This window comes from Paraburkholderia sp. RCC_158 (assembly GCF_041355255.1).
In the GTDB taxonomy this organism is placed as follows: domain Bacteria; phylum Pseudomonadota; class Gammaproteobacteria; order Burkholderiales; family Burkholderiaceae; genus Paraburkholderia; species Paraburkholderia graminis.
This window is the reverse complement of record NZ_JBFUPM010000003.1, coordinates 349,121-365,906: the sequence shown is the minus strand read 5'-3', so window position 1 is coordinate 365,906 and position 16,786 is coordinate 349,121. Positions and strand designations below refer to the sequence as shown.

Below are 16,786 nucleotides of genomic sequence, written 5' to 3'. Positions count from 1 at the left end.
CATCGACTGAACGGGGCCATGAAGCGAACCAGCTTGCCGCTTACTGGATCTTCGCGTTCTTGCGCAGACCTTCTTCGAACGCCTGCAGCTTTTCCTGCTGAATCTGCTGCACGATCTGCGGGCGCACCTGTTCCAGCGGCGGCGGCGTGATGCTGCGCACGTCGTCCACGCGGATGATGTGCCAGCCGAATTGCGTATGCACCGGCGTCTCGCTCATCTGGCCTTTCTGCAGATGCGTGGCCGCGTCCGCGAACTCGGGCACGTAGGCTTTCGGATCGGACCAGTCGAGGTCGCCGCCGTTCTTGCCCGAGCCCGGGTCCTTCGAATATTGCTTGGCGAGATCCTCGAAGCTCGCGCCGCCCTTGATCTTCGCGATCAGGTCCTTCGCCTGCTGTTCGTTGTCGACGAGGATGTGATGCAGGTGATACTCCTTGCCGCCCGCGTCCTTGATCAGCGCGTTATAGCGAGCGGTGACTTCCGCGTCGCTCGGCGTGTTCTTCTTCACGAAGTCTTCGATCAGCGCGCGCAGCACGACCGTTTGCTGGGCGACGGCGATTTGCGCCTTGATGTCCGGCCGATTCGGCAGCCCGCGGCGCAGCGCTTCCTGCATCAGGATCTCGCGATTCACGAGCTCTTCGCGCACTGCCATTTGCAACTGCGGCGTGTTTTGCTGGCCTTGATGAACCAGTTGATCGATCAGCGCGTCGGCGCGCGCTTTCGGAATCGGCGTGCCGTTCACCACGGCGATGTTCTGTGCGAATGCAGGTGCGGCCGCAAACGCAGCCAGCAATACCCAAAGGCGGGTTTTCTTCAAGGTCATCGGAAGGTTTCCTAGCGGGGCAACAAAGCGAATTCTTCGGGCGTGTAAGCCGTGATGGCAAGGGCATGAATGCCGCGCTGCATGGCGTCGGCCAGCGCATCATACACCATGCGATGCCGCGCCACGCGGGGCTTCCCGGCGAACGCGGCGGCCACGATCGTGACGCTGAAATGACCGCCGGCAGAGGCTCCGGCGTGGCCTGCGTGCTGCGCGCTGTCGTCGGTGATCTGGATCGACGCGATGGGCGCGAGCGCAGCCGTGAGGCGCGCCTCGATCAGCGCGGCGCGCTCGGCGGTGGTGGCGTGCATGAACACGTCGCTCATGTCATTCCTCCTTCATGTACTTCGACAGCCACAAGCTTTGCCCGACGATAAACACCACCAGACAGCCGGTCGCGCCGAACAGTTTGAAATTGACCCATTGGTCGGTCGTGTAGTTGTACGCGACGAACAGATTGAGCAGCCCGAGCAGCACGAAAAAGATCGCCCAGATGACATTCAGCTTGCCCCAGATCGCGTGCGGCAGCGTGATCTGCTTGCCCATCATCGCTTCGATCAGGTTCTTGTTGAAGGCCAGTTGCGAGACGATCAGCACGACCGAGAAAGCCCAGTACAGCACGGTCGGCTTCCACTTGATGAAGGTGTCGTTATGCAGCACGAGCGTCGCGCCGCCGAACACGGTGACGACGCCGAGGCTCACCCACAGCATCGGGTCCACCTTGCGATGGCGGAAGGCCACCCACGCGATCTGCACCAGCGTGGCGACGATCGCCACTGCCGTCGCCGTGAAGATGCCCCACACCTTGAAGGCGACGAAGAACAGGATGATCGGGAACAGATCGAACAGAAATTTCATGTGTGGACGGGGAATTCGGAGAGTGGGTCGGAGAGGCAGGGGCGCCGTGATCCGCCAACTGGCTGGCTGCGCCGGGCGCTCAGCTTCAGCATCACGACCGACGGCGCCTGGCGGACCGTGCAAGCGGCCGCCAAACACTCGTCGGGTCCCGCCATCAGCGCACGCGCTGCGTTACTTGGGCTCGAATTGTAACGCAGCCGAATTGATGCAGTAGCGAAGACCGGTCGGCGCGGGGCCGTCCTCGAACACGTGGCCGAGATGCGCGCCGCAGTTCTTGCATTGCACCTCGATGCGCAGCATGCCGTGCGAGCGGTCGGTCTTCTCCGCGATCACTTCGCCGTTGATCGGCTTGAAGTAGCTCGGCCAGCCGCAGCCGGCGTCGAACTTGGTGTCCGACTCGAACAGCGGCGTGCCGCAACAGACGCAGTCGTAGATGCCGCGATCCCAGTGATCGTGATAGCGGCCGGTGAAGGGACGCTCGGTGGCCGCGTGCCGCGTCACCTGATATTCGATGTCGGAAAGCTGCTTGCGCCACTCGGCGTCGTCTTTCTGTACGGCCGGGGCGTCGTGCTTGAGGTCGTCGGGATTGTTCATGGTCGGTTCCTCTCTCGGGCTTGGGTGGGAGCGCGGTTCGCGCGATGCGGCGACGCGCGCGTCACGACGAGCAGCTCACTTCGAGCGAGCTTGCCCAGTCGGGCGGCAAGCCGGCATACGCCTCATGCTCGGGCTGTTCGTCGAACGGACGGCGCAGCACGGCGGCCAGACGCTCCAGTTCGGAAAAGTCCTTCTCTTTCGCGCGGCGGATCGCCGTTTCCGCCAGATGATTGCGAAGAACGAATTTGGGGTTGACGCGGTTCATTGCAATGGCGCGCGCCGCGTCGTCGCGTGTTTCATGGGACAGCCGCGCGCGATAGTCGTTCGCCCACGCGTCGAACGAGGCGCGATCGAGGAACAGATCGCGCACCGGCGCGTCGCCGCTCGCATCGTGCTTCGAGAGACGCGCGAGATTGCGGAACGTCAGCGTGAAATCGGCGCGATTGGCGTGCATCACGTCGAACAGGCGATTCACGAGCGCCGCGTCGCCGTCCCGCTCGATCTCGAGTCCGAGCTTCGCGCTCATGCGCCGCTCGAGCGCCGGACCGAAGCGGTCCTTGAAACCGGCGAGCACCCGCTGCGCGTCTTCGATCGACTTGTCGCCGCGCACGCTTTCCTCGTAGCGCTCGCCGAGCAGCGGCAAGAGCCCTTGTGCGAGGCAGAAAAGATTCCAGTACGCGATTTGCGGCTGCATCCGGTACGCGTAACGGCCTTGCGAATCGGAGTGATTGCAGATGTAGCCGGCGTCGAAGCCGTCCATGAAGCCGAACGGGCCGTAGTCGATCGTCAGACCGAGGATCGACATGTTGTCGGTGTTCATCACGCCGTGGCAAAAGCCCACGGCCTGCCATTCGACCATCAGGTCGGCGGTGGACAGCACCGCTTCGTTCAGCAGCGCGAGATACGGGTCGTCGGCTTCGCGGCAATGCGGATAGAAGCGCTCGATCACATGATCGGCGAGCGCGCGCAGCGCGTCCGTGCGGTCGTTCGAATAGAAGTGCTCGAAGTGGCCGAAGCGCACGAAGCTCGGCGCGACGCGCGTGACCACGGCGGCCGTTTCGACTTCCTCGCGCCGCACCGGCTGATCCGAGCCGATCACGCACAACGCGCGCGTGGTCGGAATGCCGAGATGATGCATCGCCTCCGAGCACAGGAATTCGCGAATCGACGAGCGCAGCACCGCGCGGCCGTCGCCCATGCGCGAATAGGGTGTGCGGCCCGCGCCTTTCAGTTGCAGCTCGAAGCGCTGGCCGTCATGTTCGACTTCGCCGAGTCCGAGCGCGCGGCCGTCGCCGAGTTGACCCGCCCACACGCCGAACTGATGCCCCGAATAGACCGATGCATAGGGCAGCGCATCTGCCGGCCATTCGCGCGTGGCGTTGCCCGAAAACAGCTCGGCGAAGCCCGGATCTTTTTCGAGCCCCGGCTCCAGGCCGAGCATCGCCGCGGTCTCGGAAGAGAAACCGACGACGTACGGCGCGTTGAGCGGCGTGGCCGGCAAACGCGTGACAAATGTGCTGCCAAGCTGCGCGAACGCGTTTTCGTTGGAGGTGGAAAGAGCTTCGGAAAGTGCCGCCAAAGGCCCGGACAGGCCTGCAATGCTTGGGGAAAACGACATGTTGAGCGCCTCACTATTAACCGATATTGTAAGTCCGCACCCGCGGCGCTGCTGGCGGGCCGGCACGTAAGCCGCGCGGGCCGCGTGGCTGCCGATGCGTGGCGAGCCGCCGGCTCGCTTGCCGACTGCTTCAGCAATTTCACTGCCGCGGCGGATTTCCCGCGCACGGCGCTTTCCGATCCGCACTCTTTGAAAAGCAAAAGGCGAGGAGACGACTCTTTATGACGATGCCGCTGCTTGGCCAGATGATGGACGTGCCCCTCACCGTGTCCTCGCTGCTTGCGCACGCCGCGCGGCATTTCGGCACCGCCGAGATCGTGTCGCGGCGCATTGAAGGCGACATCCACCGTTATACCTATCGCGATTGCGAACGGCGCGCGAAGCAACTCGCGCAGGCGCTCATCGCGCTTGGCGTGCAGCCCGGCGAGCGCGTCGCGACGCTCGCCTGGAACGGCTACCGGCATCTAGAAACGTACTACGGCACGACCGGCTTCGGCGCGGTCTGCCACACGATCAACCCGCGGCTTTTTCCCGATCAGATCGCCTACATCGTCAATCACGCCGACGACGCCTACGTGCTGTTCGACACCACGTTCGCGCCGCTCGTCGACGGGCTCGCGCCGCAATGTCCGAAAGTGCGCGGCTGGATCGCGCTCGCCGACGAAGCGCATCTGCCGGCCATGCAAACGCCCGTGCTCAGCTACGAAACGCTCGTGAACGCGCACGACGGCGACTTCGAGTGGCCGCCCATCGACGAACGGCAGGCGTCGTATCTCTGCTATACGTCGGGCACGACCGGCAATCCGAAAGGCGCGCTGTACTCGCATCGCTCGACGGTGCTGCATGCGTTCGGCGCGTCCTTGCCCGATGCGATGGCGCTGTCCGCGCGCGATTCCGTGCTGCCCGTCGTGCCGATGTTCCATGTCAACGCATGGGGCATCCCGCACGCCGCGCCGCTCACCGGCGCAAAGCTCGTGTTCCCCGGCAAGGACCTCGACGGCAAGTCGCTGTTCGAACTCATGGAGCGCGAACGCGTCACGTATTCGGCGGGCGTGCCGACCGTCTGGCTCGGCCTGCTCAACTATCTGCGCGAAAGCGGCTCGCGGTTTTCGTCGCTGGAGCGCACGGTGATCGGCGGCTCCGCGTGTCCGCCGGCGATGCTGCGCAGCTTCGTCGACGACTACGGCGTGCAGGTCATTCATGCATGGGGCATGACAGAGATGTCGCCGCTCGGCACGCTCTCCAAACTTACGTGGGAACAATCGCAGCGGCCTGTCGCGGAGCAGCGCAAACTGCTCGAGAAGCAGGGGCATGCGCTCTATGGCGTCGATATGAAGATCGTCGGCGACGACGGACAGGAGTTGCCGTGGGACGGCGTCGCGTTCGGCGATCTGTACGTGCGTGGGCCGTGGGTGATCGACCGATATTTCCGCAAGGACGACTCGCCGCTCGTGGACGGCTGGTTTCCGACCGGCGATGTCGCGACCATCGATCACGACGGCTTCCTGCAGATCACGGACCGCTCGAAGGACGTGATCAAGTCGGGCGGCGAATGGATCAGTTCGATCGACGTGGAAAACGTCGCGATCGCGCATCCCGCAGTGGCCGAAGCGGCGTGCATTGCGTGCGCGCATCCGAAGTGGACCGAGCGGCCGCTCCTCGTCGTGGTCAAGCGCGCGGGCCTCGACGTGACGCGCGACGAACTGCTCGCGTTCTACAACGGCAAGGTCGCCAAGTGGTGGATTCCGGACGACGTCGTGTTCGTCGACGAACTGCCGCATACGGCGACGGGCAAACTGCAGAAGCTCAAGCTGCGCGATATTTTCCGCGATCATGTGCTGCCGTCCGCGCTCGAAGACCGCATGCACGAAGGCGATTGCCCGCTCGCCAGGGGAAACCCCGCCTGATCGTAAATTGAACGAACGTGCTTTTTTGTGTATTCTGCCTGCTGACACCGGAACCGCCGACCTAAGCTGAAGACGAAGGCCGGCGCATTCGAGTTGGGCCATTCGCCGGCTCGATCAACCGGACGGGCGGCGCGCGCTGCGCCGCCTCATCTCATGGATGCAATGCATCGCACGGAGGCAGGCAGATGGCAGTGGACTACACAACCCATGACGGCGTGGCCGTCATCACGCTGAACAATCCTCCCGTCAACGGCCTCGGCCTGTCGACGCGCGCGGGGATCGTCGAAGGCATCGAGCGAGCGCAACGCGATCCGGCCATCCGGGCCATCGTGCTGACGGGCGCGGGCAAGGCCTTCTCGGGCGGCGCCGACATCACCGAATTCAACACGCCGAAGGCGACCCAGGAGCCGACGCTCGCCACCGTCATCAAGACCGTGGAAGGGAGCGCCAAGCCGGTGGTTGCGGCCATTCACAGCGTCGCGATGGGCGGCGGCCTCGAACTGGCGCTCGGCGCGCATTACCGCATCGCCGCGCCCGGCGCGCAGATCGCATTGCCCGAAGTGAAGCTCGGCATTCTGCCGGGCGCGGGCGGCACGCAGCGTCTGCCGCGGGCAATCGGCCTCGAAAGCGCGCTCAACATGATCGTGTCGGGCGTGCCGGTCGACTCGCAGAAACTGGCCGGTTCCGGTCTCTTCGACGAACTCGCCGAAGGCGATCTCACGCAAGCCGCGCTCGCGTTTGCGCGCAAGGTCGGCGCGAAACAAGGCCCGCATCCGAAAGTGCGCGATCGCAAGATCGAGCATCCGAATGCCGAGGGCTTCATTCAGTTCGCGCGTAACAGCGTCGCGGCTATCGCGAAGAATTTTCCCGCGCCGCTCAAATGCATCGACGCTGTCGAGGCCGGCGTGAAAAACGGCTTCGACAAGGGCCTCGCATTCGAGCGCGAGTGCTTCGTCGCGCTCGTGCAAACGCCCGAGAGCCGCGCGCTGCGCCATGCGTTCTTCGCCGAACGCGCGGCGAGCAAGATTCCCGATGTGCCGGCCGATACGCCGGTGCGCGAGATCCGCCAGGTCGCGGTGATCGGCGCGGGCACGATGGGCGGCGGCATCGCGATGAACTTCATCAACGCGGGCATTCCGGTCACGCTGCTCGAGATGAAGCAGGACGCGCTCGAGCGCGGTCTTGCCACGATCCGCAACAATTACGAAGCGAGCGTGAAGAAGGGCAAGCTCAAGCCCGAGGCGCTGCAGGAGCGCATGGCGCTCATCACGACCACGCTTTCCTACGACGACCTGAAGAACGCCGACCTGATCGTCGAAGCGGTGTTCGAGGAACTCGGCGTCAAGGAGCAGGTATTCAGGCGTCTTGATGAAATCGCGAAGCCGGGCGCGATTCTCGCGTCGAACACGTCGACGCTCGATGTCGACAAGATCGCCGCGTTCACGAAGCGTCCGCAGGACGTCGTCGGCACGCACTTCTTCAGCCCGGCCAATGTGATGAAGCTGCTCGAAGTGGTGCGTGGCGAGAAGACCGCGAAAGACGTGCTCGCCACCGTCATGAAGCTCGCGAAAAAGATAAAGAAGACCGCGGTTGTTTCGGGCGTGTGCGACGGCTTTATCGGCAACCGGATGATCGAGCAGTACATCCGCCAGGCGCTCTTCATGCTTGAAGAAGGCGCGCTGCCTGCGCAGGTCGATCGGGCCATCGAAAAATTCGGCTTTGCGATGGGGCCGTTCCGTATGAGCGACCTGGCGGGCAACGACATCGGCTGGGCGATCCGCAAGCGCCGCTATCAGGAACAGCCTGACATGCACTACTCGAAAATCGCCGACCGTTTGTGCGAGAGCGGGCGCTTCGGCCAGAAAACCGGCGGCGGCTGGTACGACTACAAGGCGGGCGACCGCACCGCGTATCCGTCGAAAATGGTGGACGAAATGATCGTCGCTTATTCGAAGGAAACCGGTAGCGAGCGGCGCAAGATCGGCGACGAGGAAATCGTCGAGCGCCTCGTGTTCGCGCTCGTGAACGAAGGCGCGAAGATACTCGAGGAAGGCATTGCGTCGAAAGCGTCGGACATCGACATGGTCTATCTGACCGGCTACGGCTTTCCGCTTTATCGCGGCGGTCCGATGCTGTACGCGGATACCGTCGGGCTTTACAACGTCGAGCGCGCAATACGCCGCTACGCATCGCAGCCGAACGGCGACGCGTGGCAACTTGCGCCGAGCATCGCCGAACTCGCGGCGCAGGGCCGCACATCGTATCGACCGCCCGCACGGGGCTCGCCAAGTCATGGCGCGGCGGTTTCAACATGACCCACGGCGCGACGCTCGGCGGCCACGTGACGAAGGCCGTGGTCGAGCGCGCGAAGCTGGACCCGGCGCGCATCGAAGACGTGATCATGGGTTGCGCGAATCCGGAAGGCGCGACGGGCATGAACATCGCGCGGCAGATCGCGCTGCGCGCGGGCTTGCCGGTCAGCGTGCCGGGCATGACGGTCAACCGTTTCTGTTCGTCGGGATTGCAAACTATCGCGCTTGCCGCGCAGCGCGTGATCGCCGGCGAAGGCGATGTGTTCGTCGCGGGCGGCGTGGAATCCATCTCGTGCGTGCAGAACGAGATGAACCGCCACATGATGACCGAAGGCTGGCTCAGCGAGAACAAGCCGGAAATCTACTGGTCGATGTTGCAGACCGCCGAGAACGTCGCCAAACGCTATTCGATTTCGAAGGAACGTCAGGACGAATACGGCGTGCGCTCCCAGCAGCGCGCCGCAGCCGCGCTCGAAGCCGGCCGCTTCAACGACGAGATCGTGCCGTTGACGGTGCTCGCGGGCGTCGCCGACAAGGCAACGGGGCGTCTTTATACGAAGGAAGTCACCGTCAGCGGCGACGAAGGCATTCGCGCGGACACGACGCTCGAAGGCGTATCGAAGATTCGCACGGCGCTGCCCGGCGGCGTGATTACCGCGGGCAACGCGAGCCAGTTTTCGGATGGCGCGTCGGCTTGCGTGGTGATGAACGCGAAGCTCGCGGAGCGCGAAGGGCTGCAGCCGCTCGGCATTTTTCGCGGCTTCGCGGTGGCCGGCTGCGAACCGGACGAGATGGGCATCGGCCCGGTTTTCGCGGTGCCCAAGCTGCTCAAGCAGGCCGGTCTGAAAGTCGGGGACATCGACCTGTGGGAACTGAACGAAGCGTTCGCCGTGCAGGTGCTGTATTGCGCGGACAAACTCGGCATCGACCAGGAGCGCTTGAACGTGAACGGTGGCGCGATTGCGGTGGGCCATCCGTATGGCGTGTCGGGCGCGCGCCTCGCCGGACATGCGCTGATCGAAGGCAAGCGGCGCGGCGCGAAGCTCGTCGTGGTGACGATGTGCATCGGCGGCGGGCAGGGCGCGGCGGGCCTCTTTGAAGTGGTCTGAGGTCGCGTGATTACGGCATGCCGGCGCCGGACATCGGCAGGCTGAGCATGCCCTGATCGACGAAACGGGCGGTGCCGAATGGACCGCCCGCCAGCTTGCCGCGCAGAATATACGGAACCTGTCCCGACTGCGCGGCCCCGGCAAACGCAAAGGCCTGGCGCACCGCGGCGAATGCGGGCACCGTCAACGGCACGTTCAGCACCGTTTCGCCATAGCGCGGCACGGTGCCGGCTTGATCGCTGACGCCGCTCGCAAAAGAGTGGCCGTTCAGTTCGAGATCGAGCGACACGCCGTTGAAGCTCACCGCCGATTCGTTCGGATTCTGCACGCGCAGCTTGACGTTAAAGCGCACCTCCAGCCCCTGCCTTTCGAGCGGTTCGATGCCCGCCACGCTCACGCGCAACGGGTCGCCGCCGAACAGCCCCGCGCAGCCGCTGAGCGTCAGCGTGAGAACCGCGCACAACGCGGCGACGCGCAACAGACTCGCGCCGAACAGCTTGCGGACAAAGGACATGACCGGCACCTCGAAGAGCGGATGGGGTCATGCATTGTAGCGGGCGACAGGCGGCGCGCGGCAACGCATCAGGCAGCGCGCCGCAGCGTCGCTTTGAGAAACGCGGCGAGTTGGCGAATCCCATTCGCGTGCTGCGTATTGCTTCTAGCTGCTGCATGCGATGCGGGCAGTGCGAACGCCGCGGCTTTTCCATGCAACGCGCTGATCGACACCATGCTGCGTTCGATGGGCACGAAGCACTCGCCTTCGCTGAGCATGATCGATGTCGACGGAACCGCGTCGCCGAGCCACGACAGCGAATGATCGCGGACGACGAGGTGCAGATCGCCTTCGACCGCGACGACGGCGCTCCTCGCGCGCAGGTCGTGCAGCGCGACCTGGCCCGCGGCGAGACGGCACACATTGATGTTGGCGTGAGCTGACATAACGTTTCCTTTGGTGCGTTTGCATGCCATTCAGCTTATTGACCCGCTGCCACAGAAAACAGCCGCAGTCGCCGACGATCTGCACCGGTACAACGCGGCTCTTTGATACGCTGTATCGGTCGAAATGAGGTCGATGTGTATCTGTTGCCGCACGCGGACCGTGCGCACCATCGGCTCATGAGCCGATCAACCTGAACGCAAGCACAAAAGCCCATGCACGCGTACACCAGCATGCCCCTCGCGCCTCATGCACTCCCGGCGTCCTCGAACGATGCCACCGCGAGCGAACCGCTTTACCGCCAACTGGCGGCGCAATATCGCCGCGCGATTCGCAGCGGCGTGCTGCGCCCCGGCGAGCGCATGCCGTCGATGCGCGCCTTCATGCAGCGTCACGGCGTGAGCCTCGCGACGGCCACCGAAAGTTATCGCGTGCTCGAACGCGAGGCGCTGATCGAGGCGCAGCCGCGCGCCGGCTATTTCGTGCGCGCGTCGCAAAGCGCCGCGTTGCCCGCCGCATCGGAACCCGACCTCGCAACGATGCCTCGCGCCGCGCAGTTCGTCGGCATTCACTCGGTCATTTCAACCATCGTCTCGCAATATCAGCGCTATCCGGACGCGTTCAATCTGGGCGGCGCGACGGCGTCGCCAGATCTTTATCCGACCGACGCGTTGCAGAAAGCCGCGCTGCGCGCATTGCGCCGACGGCCGACGCTGTTGACCGCAGCCGGGCCCGATCAGGGCGATCCGGCGTTGCGCGCGATCATCGCGCGCCGTGCGCTCGACGCGGGCATCCAGGTCGGCGCGGACGACATCATCATGACGCACGGCGGCATCGAGGCGGTCAACCTGGCGTTGCGGGCCGTGACGCAACCGGGCGACACCGTCGTCGTCGAATCGCCGTGTTTCTTCGGCCTGTTGCAGGCGCTGGAGAGTCTCGGGCTGCGCGCGCTCGAAATTCCCGCGAGCCCGAGCACGGGGCTCGCCATCGAGGCGCTCGACTTCGCGTTGCAAACGCATCCCGACATCAAGGCCGTGGTCGTGGTGCCGAACCTGCAGAATCCGCTTGGCAGCGTGATGCCCGACGCGCACAAGGCACGGCTCGTCGAGTTGTGCGCGCGGGCAGGCATCGCGCTGATCGAGGACGACCCGTATCGCGAGCTGGTCGACAGCGCGCAGCCGCTGCGCTCGCTGAAGGCCTGGGACAGCGACGGCACCGTGATCCACTGCACGTCGTTCAACAAGACGCTCGCGCCCGGCATGCGCATCGGCTGGATCAACGGCGGGCGCTGGCATCCGCGTATCGGCATGCTGAAATTCGCGCAGTCGCGTCACAACGAGCAGTTGTCGCAAGTCGTGCTCGCGGAGTTTCTGCAGACCAACGCGTATGAGCGGCATCTGCGGCGCTTGCGCGACCGGCTGAGGATGCAGCGCGAGCGGATGGCGGCGGCGCTGGGCGCGTCCTTTCCCGAGGGCACGCGGTTCACGCCGCCCGCGGGCGGCATCTTCTTCTGGATCGAGCTGCCGCGCGAGGTGTCGTCGGCCGATTTCTTCGACGCCGCGCTGAAAGAGGGCATTCGCGTGATGCCGGGCACCGTGTTCTCGAACGCGGGCCGCTTCGATCACTTCATTCGCCTCAGTTGTCCAAGCACAGATCTGGATCTCGCCGATGACGCGCTGCGCCGGCTCGGACGGCTTGCGACAGCGATGGCGGCGCGGGCGTCGGCATATGCGTCGGCGGCAGACAAACCCACGCCTCTCTCCCACTGCGAAACGGCATAGCAGGTATCATTTCTTCTCTTCCGGCGCGTCGCGTCGCGCGTGCATGAAGGTGCCCGCATCGCCGCTGCATCAGCGCACACGCGCACGCGCCGCCGCACGTCAAGACAAGGAAAACCGAAAGCCGCAATGACCGATTCATCTTCATCCACTGCGGGCGGCGCGTCGTTGCCCGAAAGTCCCTTCGTCGACCGGCTCGGCGCACGGCTCGTTTCCGCTGCGGACGGCGCCAGCGAAGTGGTGCTGTCCCTCTTGCCCGAGCATATGAACACCTGGGACGTCGCGCACGGCGGCGTCACGATGACGCTCGCCGACGTCGCGCTCGCGATGGCCGCGCGCAGTCTCGCCGGCGACGGTGTCGGCGTGGTCACGGTCGAGATGAAGGTCAACTTCATGCAGCCAGGCCGCGGCGAGTTGCGCGCGACGGCGCGCGTGCTGCACCGCTCGACCACCATGGCCTATTGCGAAGGCGAGATCCGCGATAGCGAAGGCCACTTCGTCGGCAAGGCGCTCGGCACGTTCAAATACATGCGCCGCCTCGCCGTGGGCCGCGACGTGACGCGCCAGCGCTTGCGCAGCGACCCGTCGGCGAAACCCGGTCCTAGCGACGGTTGAGCGAGTGGCAAGGTGCGAGGCGGCAACATGCCCGAACATGCCATCGGCGAGCGCGACTTGCCATCGCTGATTCGTAATCGGTAGTCCACAATCCACAACCCAAGGAGACGATCGACATGCCACAAATCAACCGCCAGTTCCTGCTCGCTTCGCGTCCGCAAGGCGCTGTCACGCCCGACAACTTCCGTCTCGTGGAGACGCCGCTCGCGCCGCTTGCCGATGGCGAAATCCGCGTGCGCAATCACTACCTGTCGCTCGATCCGTACATGCGCGGCCGCATGAACGACAGCAAGTCGTACGCGGCGCCGCAGCCGCTCGATGAAGTGATGATCGGCGGCACGGTCGGCGAAGTGATCGAGTCGAAGAACCCGAAGTTCGCGGTCGGCGACAAGGTCGTCGCCATATTCGGCTGGCAGGAATACGGCACGTCGGACGGCGCGGGCGTGCAGAAAGTCGACGACACGCACGTGCCGCTGTCGGCCTATCTCGGACCCGTCGGCATGCCGGGCGTGACGGCATGGTATGGATTGAACCGGATCATCGCGCCCAAGGCGGGCGAGACCGTCGTAGTGAGCGCGGCGAGCGGCGCGGTGGGCAGCGTCGTCGGCCAACTGGCGAAGCGGGCCGGCGCGCGCGCGGTGGGCATCGCCGGCGGCGTCGAGAAATGCCGCTACGTCGTGGAGACGCTCGGCTTCGACGCCTGCGTCGACTACAAGGCCGGCAATCTGTATCAGGACCTGAAGGCGGCGACGCCGGACGGCATCGACGGCTGCTTCGAGAACGTCGGCGGCGAAGTGCTCGACGCGACGCTCGCGCGCATGAACCCGTCGGGGCGCATCGCGGTGTGCGGATACATCGCGGGCTACGACGGTCAGCCGGTGCCGCTCAAGCACCCGTCGCTGATACTGACGCAGCGCCTGCTGGTGCAAGGCTTCATCGTGACCGAGCATATGGACGTCTGGCCGCAGGCGCTCAACGAACTCGGCACGCTCGTCGCGCAGAAGAAGCTGCAATATCGGGAGACCATCGCGCAAGGGCTCGATGCCGCGCCCGAGGCTTTCATTGGTTTGCTGAAGGGCAAGAACTTCGGCAAGCAGCTGGTGAAGCTGATTTGAGTGAGGCTCGGCTCGGTGAGTGAAGCGTGAGTGGGACGCGCGAGTCGCTCATTGAGCCGTTTGTCGATGCGATGCGATGCGTTGCGTTGCGCGGAAGTCGCGGGTTGAGGGCATGCGGCAAAATCAGGCATCAAACGGCACGCAGCCGAAGTCACGGCAGTCGAAGTCGCGCATCGCGAATCACACATTCAAAAGCCACGCATTAGGCCCCACGCAAAAAGGAGTCGCCAGATGTTCGAATTCCCCGCCAGGGTCGCGGTCATCACCGGCGCGGCGAGCGGCTTCGGCCAGGCATTCGCGCAACGAGCCGCGGCGCTTCGCATGAAGCTCGTGCTCGCGGACGTGAACCCCGAGGCGCTCGCCCAGACCGTCGATGCATTGCGCGCCGCGGGCGCCGACGCGATCGGCGTGCCGACCGACGTATCGAACGCGGCGCAGGTCGAAGCGCTTGCCCAGGCCGCGCTCGATGCGTTCGGCAAGGTGCATCTGCTCTTCAACAATGCGGGCGTGGGCTCGGGCGGCTTCCTGTGGGAGAGTTCGGCGAACGACTGGGCCTGGGTGTTCGGCGTGAACGTGATGGGCGTCGCCCACGGCGTGCGCGCGTTCGCGCCGCTCATGCTCGCGCAGAACGAGCCGGCGCATATCGTCAATACGGCGTCGGTGGCGGGGCTGTTGTCGCCGCCTGCGATGGGCGTCTACAACGCGTCGAAGCACGCCGTCGTGTCGCTCACCGAGACGCTGTATCACGACCTGCAACTCGCGCAGGCCGGGCGCGACGCCAACGCCCGGGTCGGCTGTTCGCTGCTGTGTCCGGCCTTCGCGCCGACCGGCATCGCGGATGCCGAGCGCATGCGGCCCGCCGGTCTGCGCAACGAAAACGGCCCGACGCGCTCGCAGATCGCCGCCGGCAAGCAATTGCAGCGCGCGGTGCGAGCGGGCAAGCTGAGCGCGGCCGAGGTCGCCGCGCTCACGTTCGACGCCATCGCCGCACGGCGCTTCTATATCATCACGCACCCGGCCATCATGGCGACCGTCAAGCTGCGTCACGAGGACATCGAGCAGTTGCGCGATCCGACCGATCCGATGTCGCTGAAGCCGGAAGTGAGAAGCGCCAGCGAGATTTGAATGCGGTACGGAAGCCGCCCGCCCGAGCCGTCCCGCGAGTTCTCTTCAACCCACCTCACGTCACATGCCGTTGAATCCGAAGATCGAGCAGGTGCTCGACATGATCGCGCGCGCAAAGCGCCCGAAGCTCCATGAGATGACGCCGCAAGCGGCGCGCGCATCGTATGAAAAAAGCGCGCCGATTCTGGAGATCGCCAGCGCGCCGATGTTCTCCGTCGAAGACCTGCGTATTCCAACACGCGACGGCGCGACGATCGGCGCACGTCTTTACCACGCCGAAGAGCCGAGCTGGGCGAACCCCGCGCCCGCGCTCGTCTACTATCACGGCGGCGGCTTCACGGTCGGCAGCGTGAACACGCACGATGCGCTCGCGCGGATGTTCGCGCGCGACGGCCAATGCGCGGTGCTGTCGGTCGATTACCGGCTCGCGCCGGAACACAAGTTCCCGACCGCCGTCGACGACGCTTTCGACGCGCTCACGTGGCTGCATACGCACGGCGCGGAGTTCGGCATCGACGCGGCCCGGCTCGCGGTCGGCGGCGACAGCGCGGGCGGCACGCTGGCGACGGTGTGCGCGGTGCTCGCGCGCGACGCAGGCATCCCGCTCGCGCTGCAATTGCTGATCTATCCCGGCACGACCGGTTATCAGCAGACCGATTCGCACTCGCGCCTCGCCGACGGATTCCTGCTGTCGGGCACGACGATCCAATGGTTCTTCGAGCAGTATGTGCGCGATACGAGCGATCGCGACGACTGGCGTTTCGCGCCGCTCGACGGCACGCGCGGTGCGCCCGATTTCAGCGGACTCGCGCCGGCCTGGATCGCGACCGCCGAATACGATCCGCTCAGCGACGAAGGCGATGCCTACGCGGACAAGCTGCGCCGCTACGGCAACGCGGTGACGCTCAGGCGCTATCCGGGCATGATCCACGAGTTCTTCAAGATGGGCGGCTTCGTGCCCGAGGTCGCGCACGCGCATGCCGATGCCGCCGCGGCATTGCGCGCGGCATTCGGCGTCGACTGACTAGGCGATTTCCCGCTCGACGTTGAACGCGAAGCTGCGTTCGAAGTCGCCTGGCCGGACGATGCAGTGTGAGCCGTTGTCGTCGCTGCGCTCGGCCACCGCGACGCTGACCATCTCGCCGTTCGCGACGACGCGCAGCGCCGTGGTGCCGCGCGTGCCGTATCCGGGCGTTTCGATGAACGCCGCCGACAGCGCCCGTTCCCGCTCGAGCGCAATGCCGGTGGACGGCAACTCGGCGTCCGCGGCGACGCGCGGATCGCGCATCAGGTCGATCAGATGTTCGAGCGGCGGCATCGAATTGCGCGTGAGCAGCGCGCCCAGTTCGGCGCGCTTCCTGACGAGCTTCGGCCACGGCGTGTCGAGAATCGCGTTCGAGATGCCGTGCGTGCCCGGCGCGAGCAGCGCGGGCGCCAGATTCGAGCGATTGCAGTACCAGGCCAGCTCGCGGCGCGTCCAGTCGCCTACCAGCAGATTAAAGCCGTTGTACAGATCGCCGGTTTGCGCGACGCGGCGCAGATAGGCGAGGGGCGTTTCCTGTTCGCCGTCGTTTGCGTCGTGGTTTTCGCCGCCATTCCGTCCCGCGTCAAATGCGGGCTCCTCGCAAGCCAGCCAGTCGCTGACGAGCGTGCCGCGGGTCGGCGCGTCGGCGCGCATGTCGTGCGGCGCGCGGTAGTTGGTCAGCGCGGCGAAGCGTCCGTGGCGCGACATGCCGAGCCAGGTGCCGCCGCCGACCAGATCGCGGCCGGCCAGCACGCCCCGCGCGTCGTCCCACCAGCCGATCGGCTGGGCCGTGCGGTGGAAAAATTCGTCGCGATTCGCGGCAAGCGTGAAGAGCGGGCCGTCGACCGCATCGGGTCGCCAGTCGAACACGATCAGGCACATCGGGGGCGTCTCCCGGTTGTTGCTTCAATGTTGCTTCAAAACGCAATGGCGAACAGTAGTCGGACGAGGACGCCGGCAAAAAGCGGCGCGTGCTT

General features: G+C 65.3%; 16 protein-coding genes. 8 read left to right on the top strand and 8 right to left on the bottom strand.

What is annotated here, in order from left to right; translation table 11 throughout:
• Nucleotides 1-40 precede the first annotated feature (40 nt).
• The 5 genes from AB6809_RS08640 to AB6809_RS08620 form a co-directional block, all read right to left on the bottom strand.
• Nucleotides 41-820, bottom strand: a complete 780-nt coding sequence (locus tag AB6809_RS08640; RefSeq protein ID WP_006048956.1) for a peptidylprolyl isomerase — start codon at nt 818-820, stop codon at nt 41-43.
• 11 nt (nt 821-831) lie between these two features.
• Nucleotides 832-1,143: a BolA family transcriptional regulator gene (locus AB6809_RS08635; protein ID WP_006048957.1), complete on the bottom strand. Its 312-nt coding sequence runs from the start codon at nt 1,141-1,143 to the stop codon at nt 832-834.
• Nucleotide 1,144: 1 nt separating this feature from the next.
• Nucleotides 1,145-1,675, bottom strand: coding sequence for a septation protein A (locus AB6809_RS08630; RefSeq protein ID WP_006048958.1), 531 nt, complete (start codon nt 1,673-1,675; stop codon nt 1,145-1,147).
• Between the two features lie 171 nt (nt 1,676-1,846).
• The gene (msrB, locus tag AB6809_RS08625) at nt 1,847-2,269 is read right to left on the bottom strand and encodes a peptide-methionine (R)-S-oxide reductase MsrB (RefSeq protein WP_006048959.1); all 423 of its coding nucleotides are present in this window, start codon (nt 2,267-2,269) and stop codon (nt 1,847-1,849) included.
• 61 nt (nt 2,270-2,330) lie between these two features.
• Entirely contained in the window at nt 2,331-3,887 is a 1,557-nt protein-coding gene (locus AB6809_RS08620; protein ID WP_307254411.1) for a YdiU family protein, read from the bottom strand.
• A gap of 221 nt (nt 3,888-4,108) precedes the next feature.
• On the opposite strand from AB6809_RS08620, the gene AB6809_RS08615 reads away from it, so the two are divergent.
• The 3 genes from AB6809_RS08615 to AB6809_RS08605 all read left to right on the top strand — a co-directional run bounded on the left by AB6809_RS08615 (nt 4,109) and on the right by AB6809_RS08605 (nt 9,215).
• Nucleotides 4,109-5,794, top strand: coding sequence for a 3-(methylthio)propionyl-CoA ligase (locus tag AB6809_RS08615; RefSeq protein WP_029968383.1), 1,686 nt, complete (start codon nt 4,109-4,111; stop codon nt 5,792-5,794).
• A 185-nt stretch (nt 5,795-5,979) separates the two neighbouring features.
• On the top strand, nt 5,980-8,109 hold the full coding sequence (locus AB6809_RS08610; protein ID WP_371026363.1) for a 3-hydroxyacyl-CoA dehydrogenase NAD-binding domain-containing protein: 2,130 nt from the start codon (nt 5,980-5,982) through the stop codon (nt 8,107-8,109).
• Entirely contained in the window at nt 8,052-9,215 is a 1,164-nt protein-coding gene (locus AB6809_RS08605) for an acetyl-CoA C-acyltransferase (RefSeq protein ID WP_371026447.1), read from the top strand. Before AB6809_RS08610 ends, AB6809_RS08605 begins: the two co-directional genes overlap by 58 nt.
• Nucleotides 9,216-9,225: 10 nt before the next feature.
• On the opposite strand, the gene AB6809_RS08600 is transcribed toward AB6809_RS08605, so the two are convergent.
• Both AB6809_RS08600 and AB6809_RS08595 read right to left on the bottom strand, forming a co-directional pair.
• A complete protein-coding gene (locus AB6809_RS08600; RefSeq protein ID WP_371026361.1) occupies nt 9,226-9,729 on the bottom strand; it encodes an LEA type 2 family protein in 504 nt (167 codons plus the stop codon).
• Between the two features lie 68 nt (nt 9,730-9,797).
• A complete protein-coding gene (locus tag AB6809_RS08595) occupies nt 9,798-10,154 on the bottom strand; it encodes a hypothetical protein (protein WP_029968387.1) in 357 nt (118 codons plus the stop codon).
• 231 nt (nt 10,155-10,385) lie between these two features.
• On the opposite strand from AB6809_RS08595, the gene AB6809_RS08590 reads away from it, so the two are divergent.
• From AB6809_RS08590 to AB6809_RS08570, 5 genes are all read left to right on the top strand, one after another.
• Nucleotides 10,386-11,933 carry a PLP-dependent aminotransferase family protein gene (locus tag AB6809_RS08590; RefSeq protein WP_310034003.1) on the top strand — a complete coding sequence of 516 codons (1,548 nt, stop codon included), beginning with the start codon at nt 10,386-10,388 and terminating at the stop codon, nt 11,931-11,933.
• Between the two features lie 126 nt (nt 11,934-12,059).
• Complete coding sequence (locus AB6809_RS08585) at nt 12,060-12,545, top strand: PaaI family thioesterase (protein WP_006048967.1); 486 nt, start codon at nt 12,060-12,062, stop codon at nt 12,543-12,545.
• 116 nt (nt 12,546-12,661) lie between these two features.
• On the top strand, nt 12,662-13,660 hold the full coding sequence (locus tag AB6809_RS08580) for an NADP-dependent oxidoreductase (protein ID WP_029968390.1): 999 nt from the start codon (nt 12,662-12,664) through the stop codon (nt 13,658-13,660).
• 231 nt (nt 13,661-13,891) lie between these two features.
• The gene (locus AB6809_RS08575) at nt 13,892-14,785 is read left to right on the top strand and encodes an SDR family oxidoreductase (protein ID WP_029968391.1); all 894 of its coding nucleotides are present in this window, start codon (nt 13,892-13,894) and stop codon (nt 14,783-14,785) included.
• Between the two features lie 64 nt (nt 14,786-14,849).
• A complete protein-coding gene (locus AB6809_RS08570; protein WP_114156112.1) occupies nt 14,850-15,809 on the top strand; it encodes an alpha/beta hydrolase in 960 nt (319 codons plus the stop codon).
• Here the strand turns inward: AB6809_RS08570 and AB6809_RS08565 are convergent, their stop codons facing one another.
• The gene (locus AB6809_RS08565) at nt 15,810-16,691 is read right to left on the bottom strand and encodes an NRDE family protein (RefSeq protein ID WP_371026359.1); all 882 of its coding nucleotides are present in this window, start codon (nt 16,689-16,691) and stop codon (nt 15,810-15,812) included.
• Nucleotides 16,692-16,786: the final 95 nt, after the last annotated feature.

Excerpts from the sequence above, each read along its gene's own strand:
- AB6809_RS08575 (WP_029968391.1), top strand. The coding sequence starts at position 13,892 with ATGTTCGAATTCCCCGCCAGGGTCGCGGTCATCACCGGCGCGGCGAGC.
- AB6809_RS08585 (WP_006048967.1), top strand. The coding sequence starts at position 12,060 with ATGACCGATTCATCTTCATCCACTGCGGGCGGCGCGTCGTTGCCCGAA.
- AB6809_RS08630 (WP_006048958.1), bottom strand. The coding sequence starts at position 1,675 with ATGAAATTTCTGTTCGATCTGTTCCCGATCATCCTGTTCTTCGTCGCC.
- AB6809_RS08620 (WP_307254411.1), bottom strand. The coding sequence starts at position 3,887 with ATGTCGTTTTCCCCAAGCATTGCAGGCCTGTCCGGGCCTTTGGCGGCA.
- AB6809_RS08580 (WP_029968390.1), top strand. The coding sequence starts at position 12,662 with ATGCCACAAATCAACCGCCAGTTCCTGCTCGCTTCGCGTCCGCAAGGC.
- AB6809_RS08595 (WP_029968387.1), bottom strand. The coding sequence starts at position 10,154 with ATGTCAGCTCACGCCAACATCAATGTGTGCCGTCTCGCCGCGGGCCAG.
- AB6809_RS08570 (WP_114156112.1), top strand. The coding sequence starts at position 14,850 with ATGCCGTTGAATCCGAAGATCGAGCAGGTGCTCGACATGATCGCGCGC.
- AB6809_RS08635 (WP_006048957.1), bottom strand. The coding sequence starts at position 1,143 with ATGAGCGACGTGTTCATGCACGCCACCACCGCCGAGCGCGCCGCGCTG.
- AB6809_RS08615 (WP_029968383.1), top strand. The coding sequence starts at position 4,109 with ATGACGATGCCGCTGCTTGGCCAGATGATGGACGTGCCCCTCACCGTG.
- msrB (WP_006048959.1), bottom strand. The coding sequence starts at position 2,269 with ATGAACAATCCCGACGACCTCAAGCACGACGCCCCGGCCGTACAGAAA.
- AB6809_RS08565 (WP_371026359.1), bottom strand. The coding sequence starts at position 16,691 with ATGTGCCTGATCGTGTTCGACTGGCGACCCGATGCGGTCGACGGCCCG.
- AB6809_RS08600 (WP_371026361.1), bottom strand. The coding sequence starts at position 9,729 with ATGTCCTTTGTCCGCAAGCTGTTCGGCGCGAGTCTGTTGCGCGTCGCC.
- AB6809_RS08590 (WP_310034003.1), top strand. The coding sequence starts at position 10,386 with ATGCCCCTCGCGCCTCATGCACTCCCGGCGTCCTCGAACGATGCCACC.
- AB6809_RS08640 (WP_006048956.1), bottom strand. The coding sequence starts at position 820 with ATGACCTTGAAGAAAACCCGCCTTTGGGTATTGCTGGCTGCGTTTGCG.
- AB6809_RS08610 (WP_371026363.1), top strand. The coding sequence starts at position 5,980 with ATGGCAGTGGACTACACAACCCATGACGGCGTGGCCGTCATCACGCTG.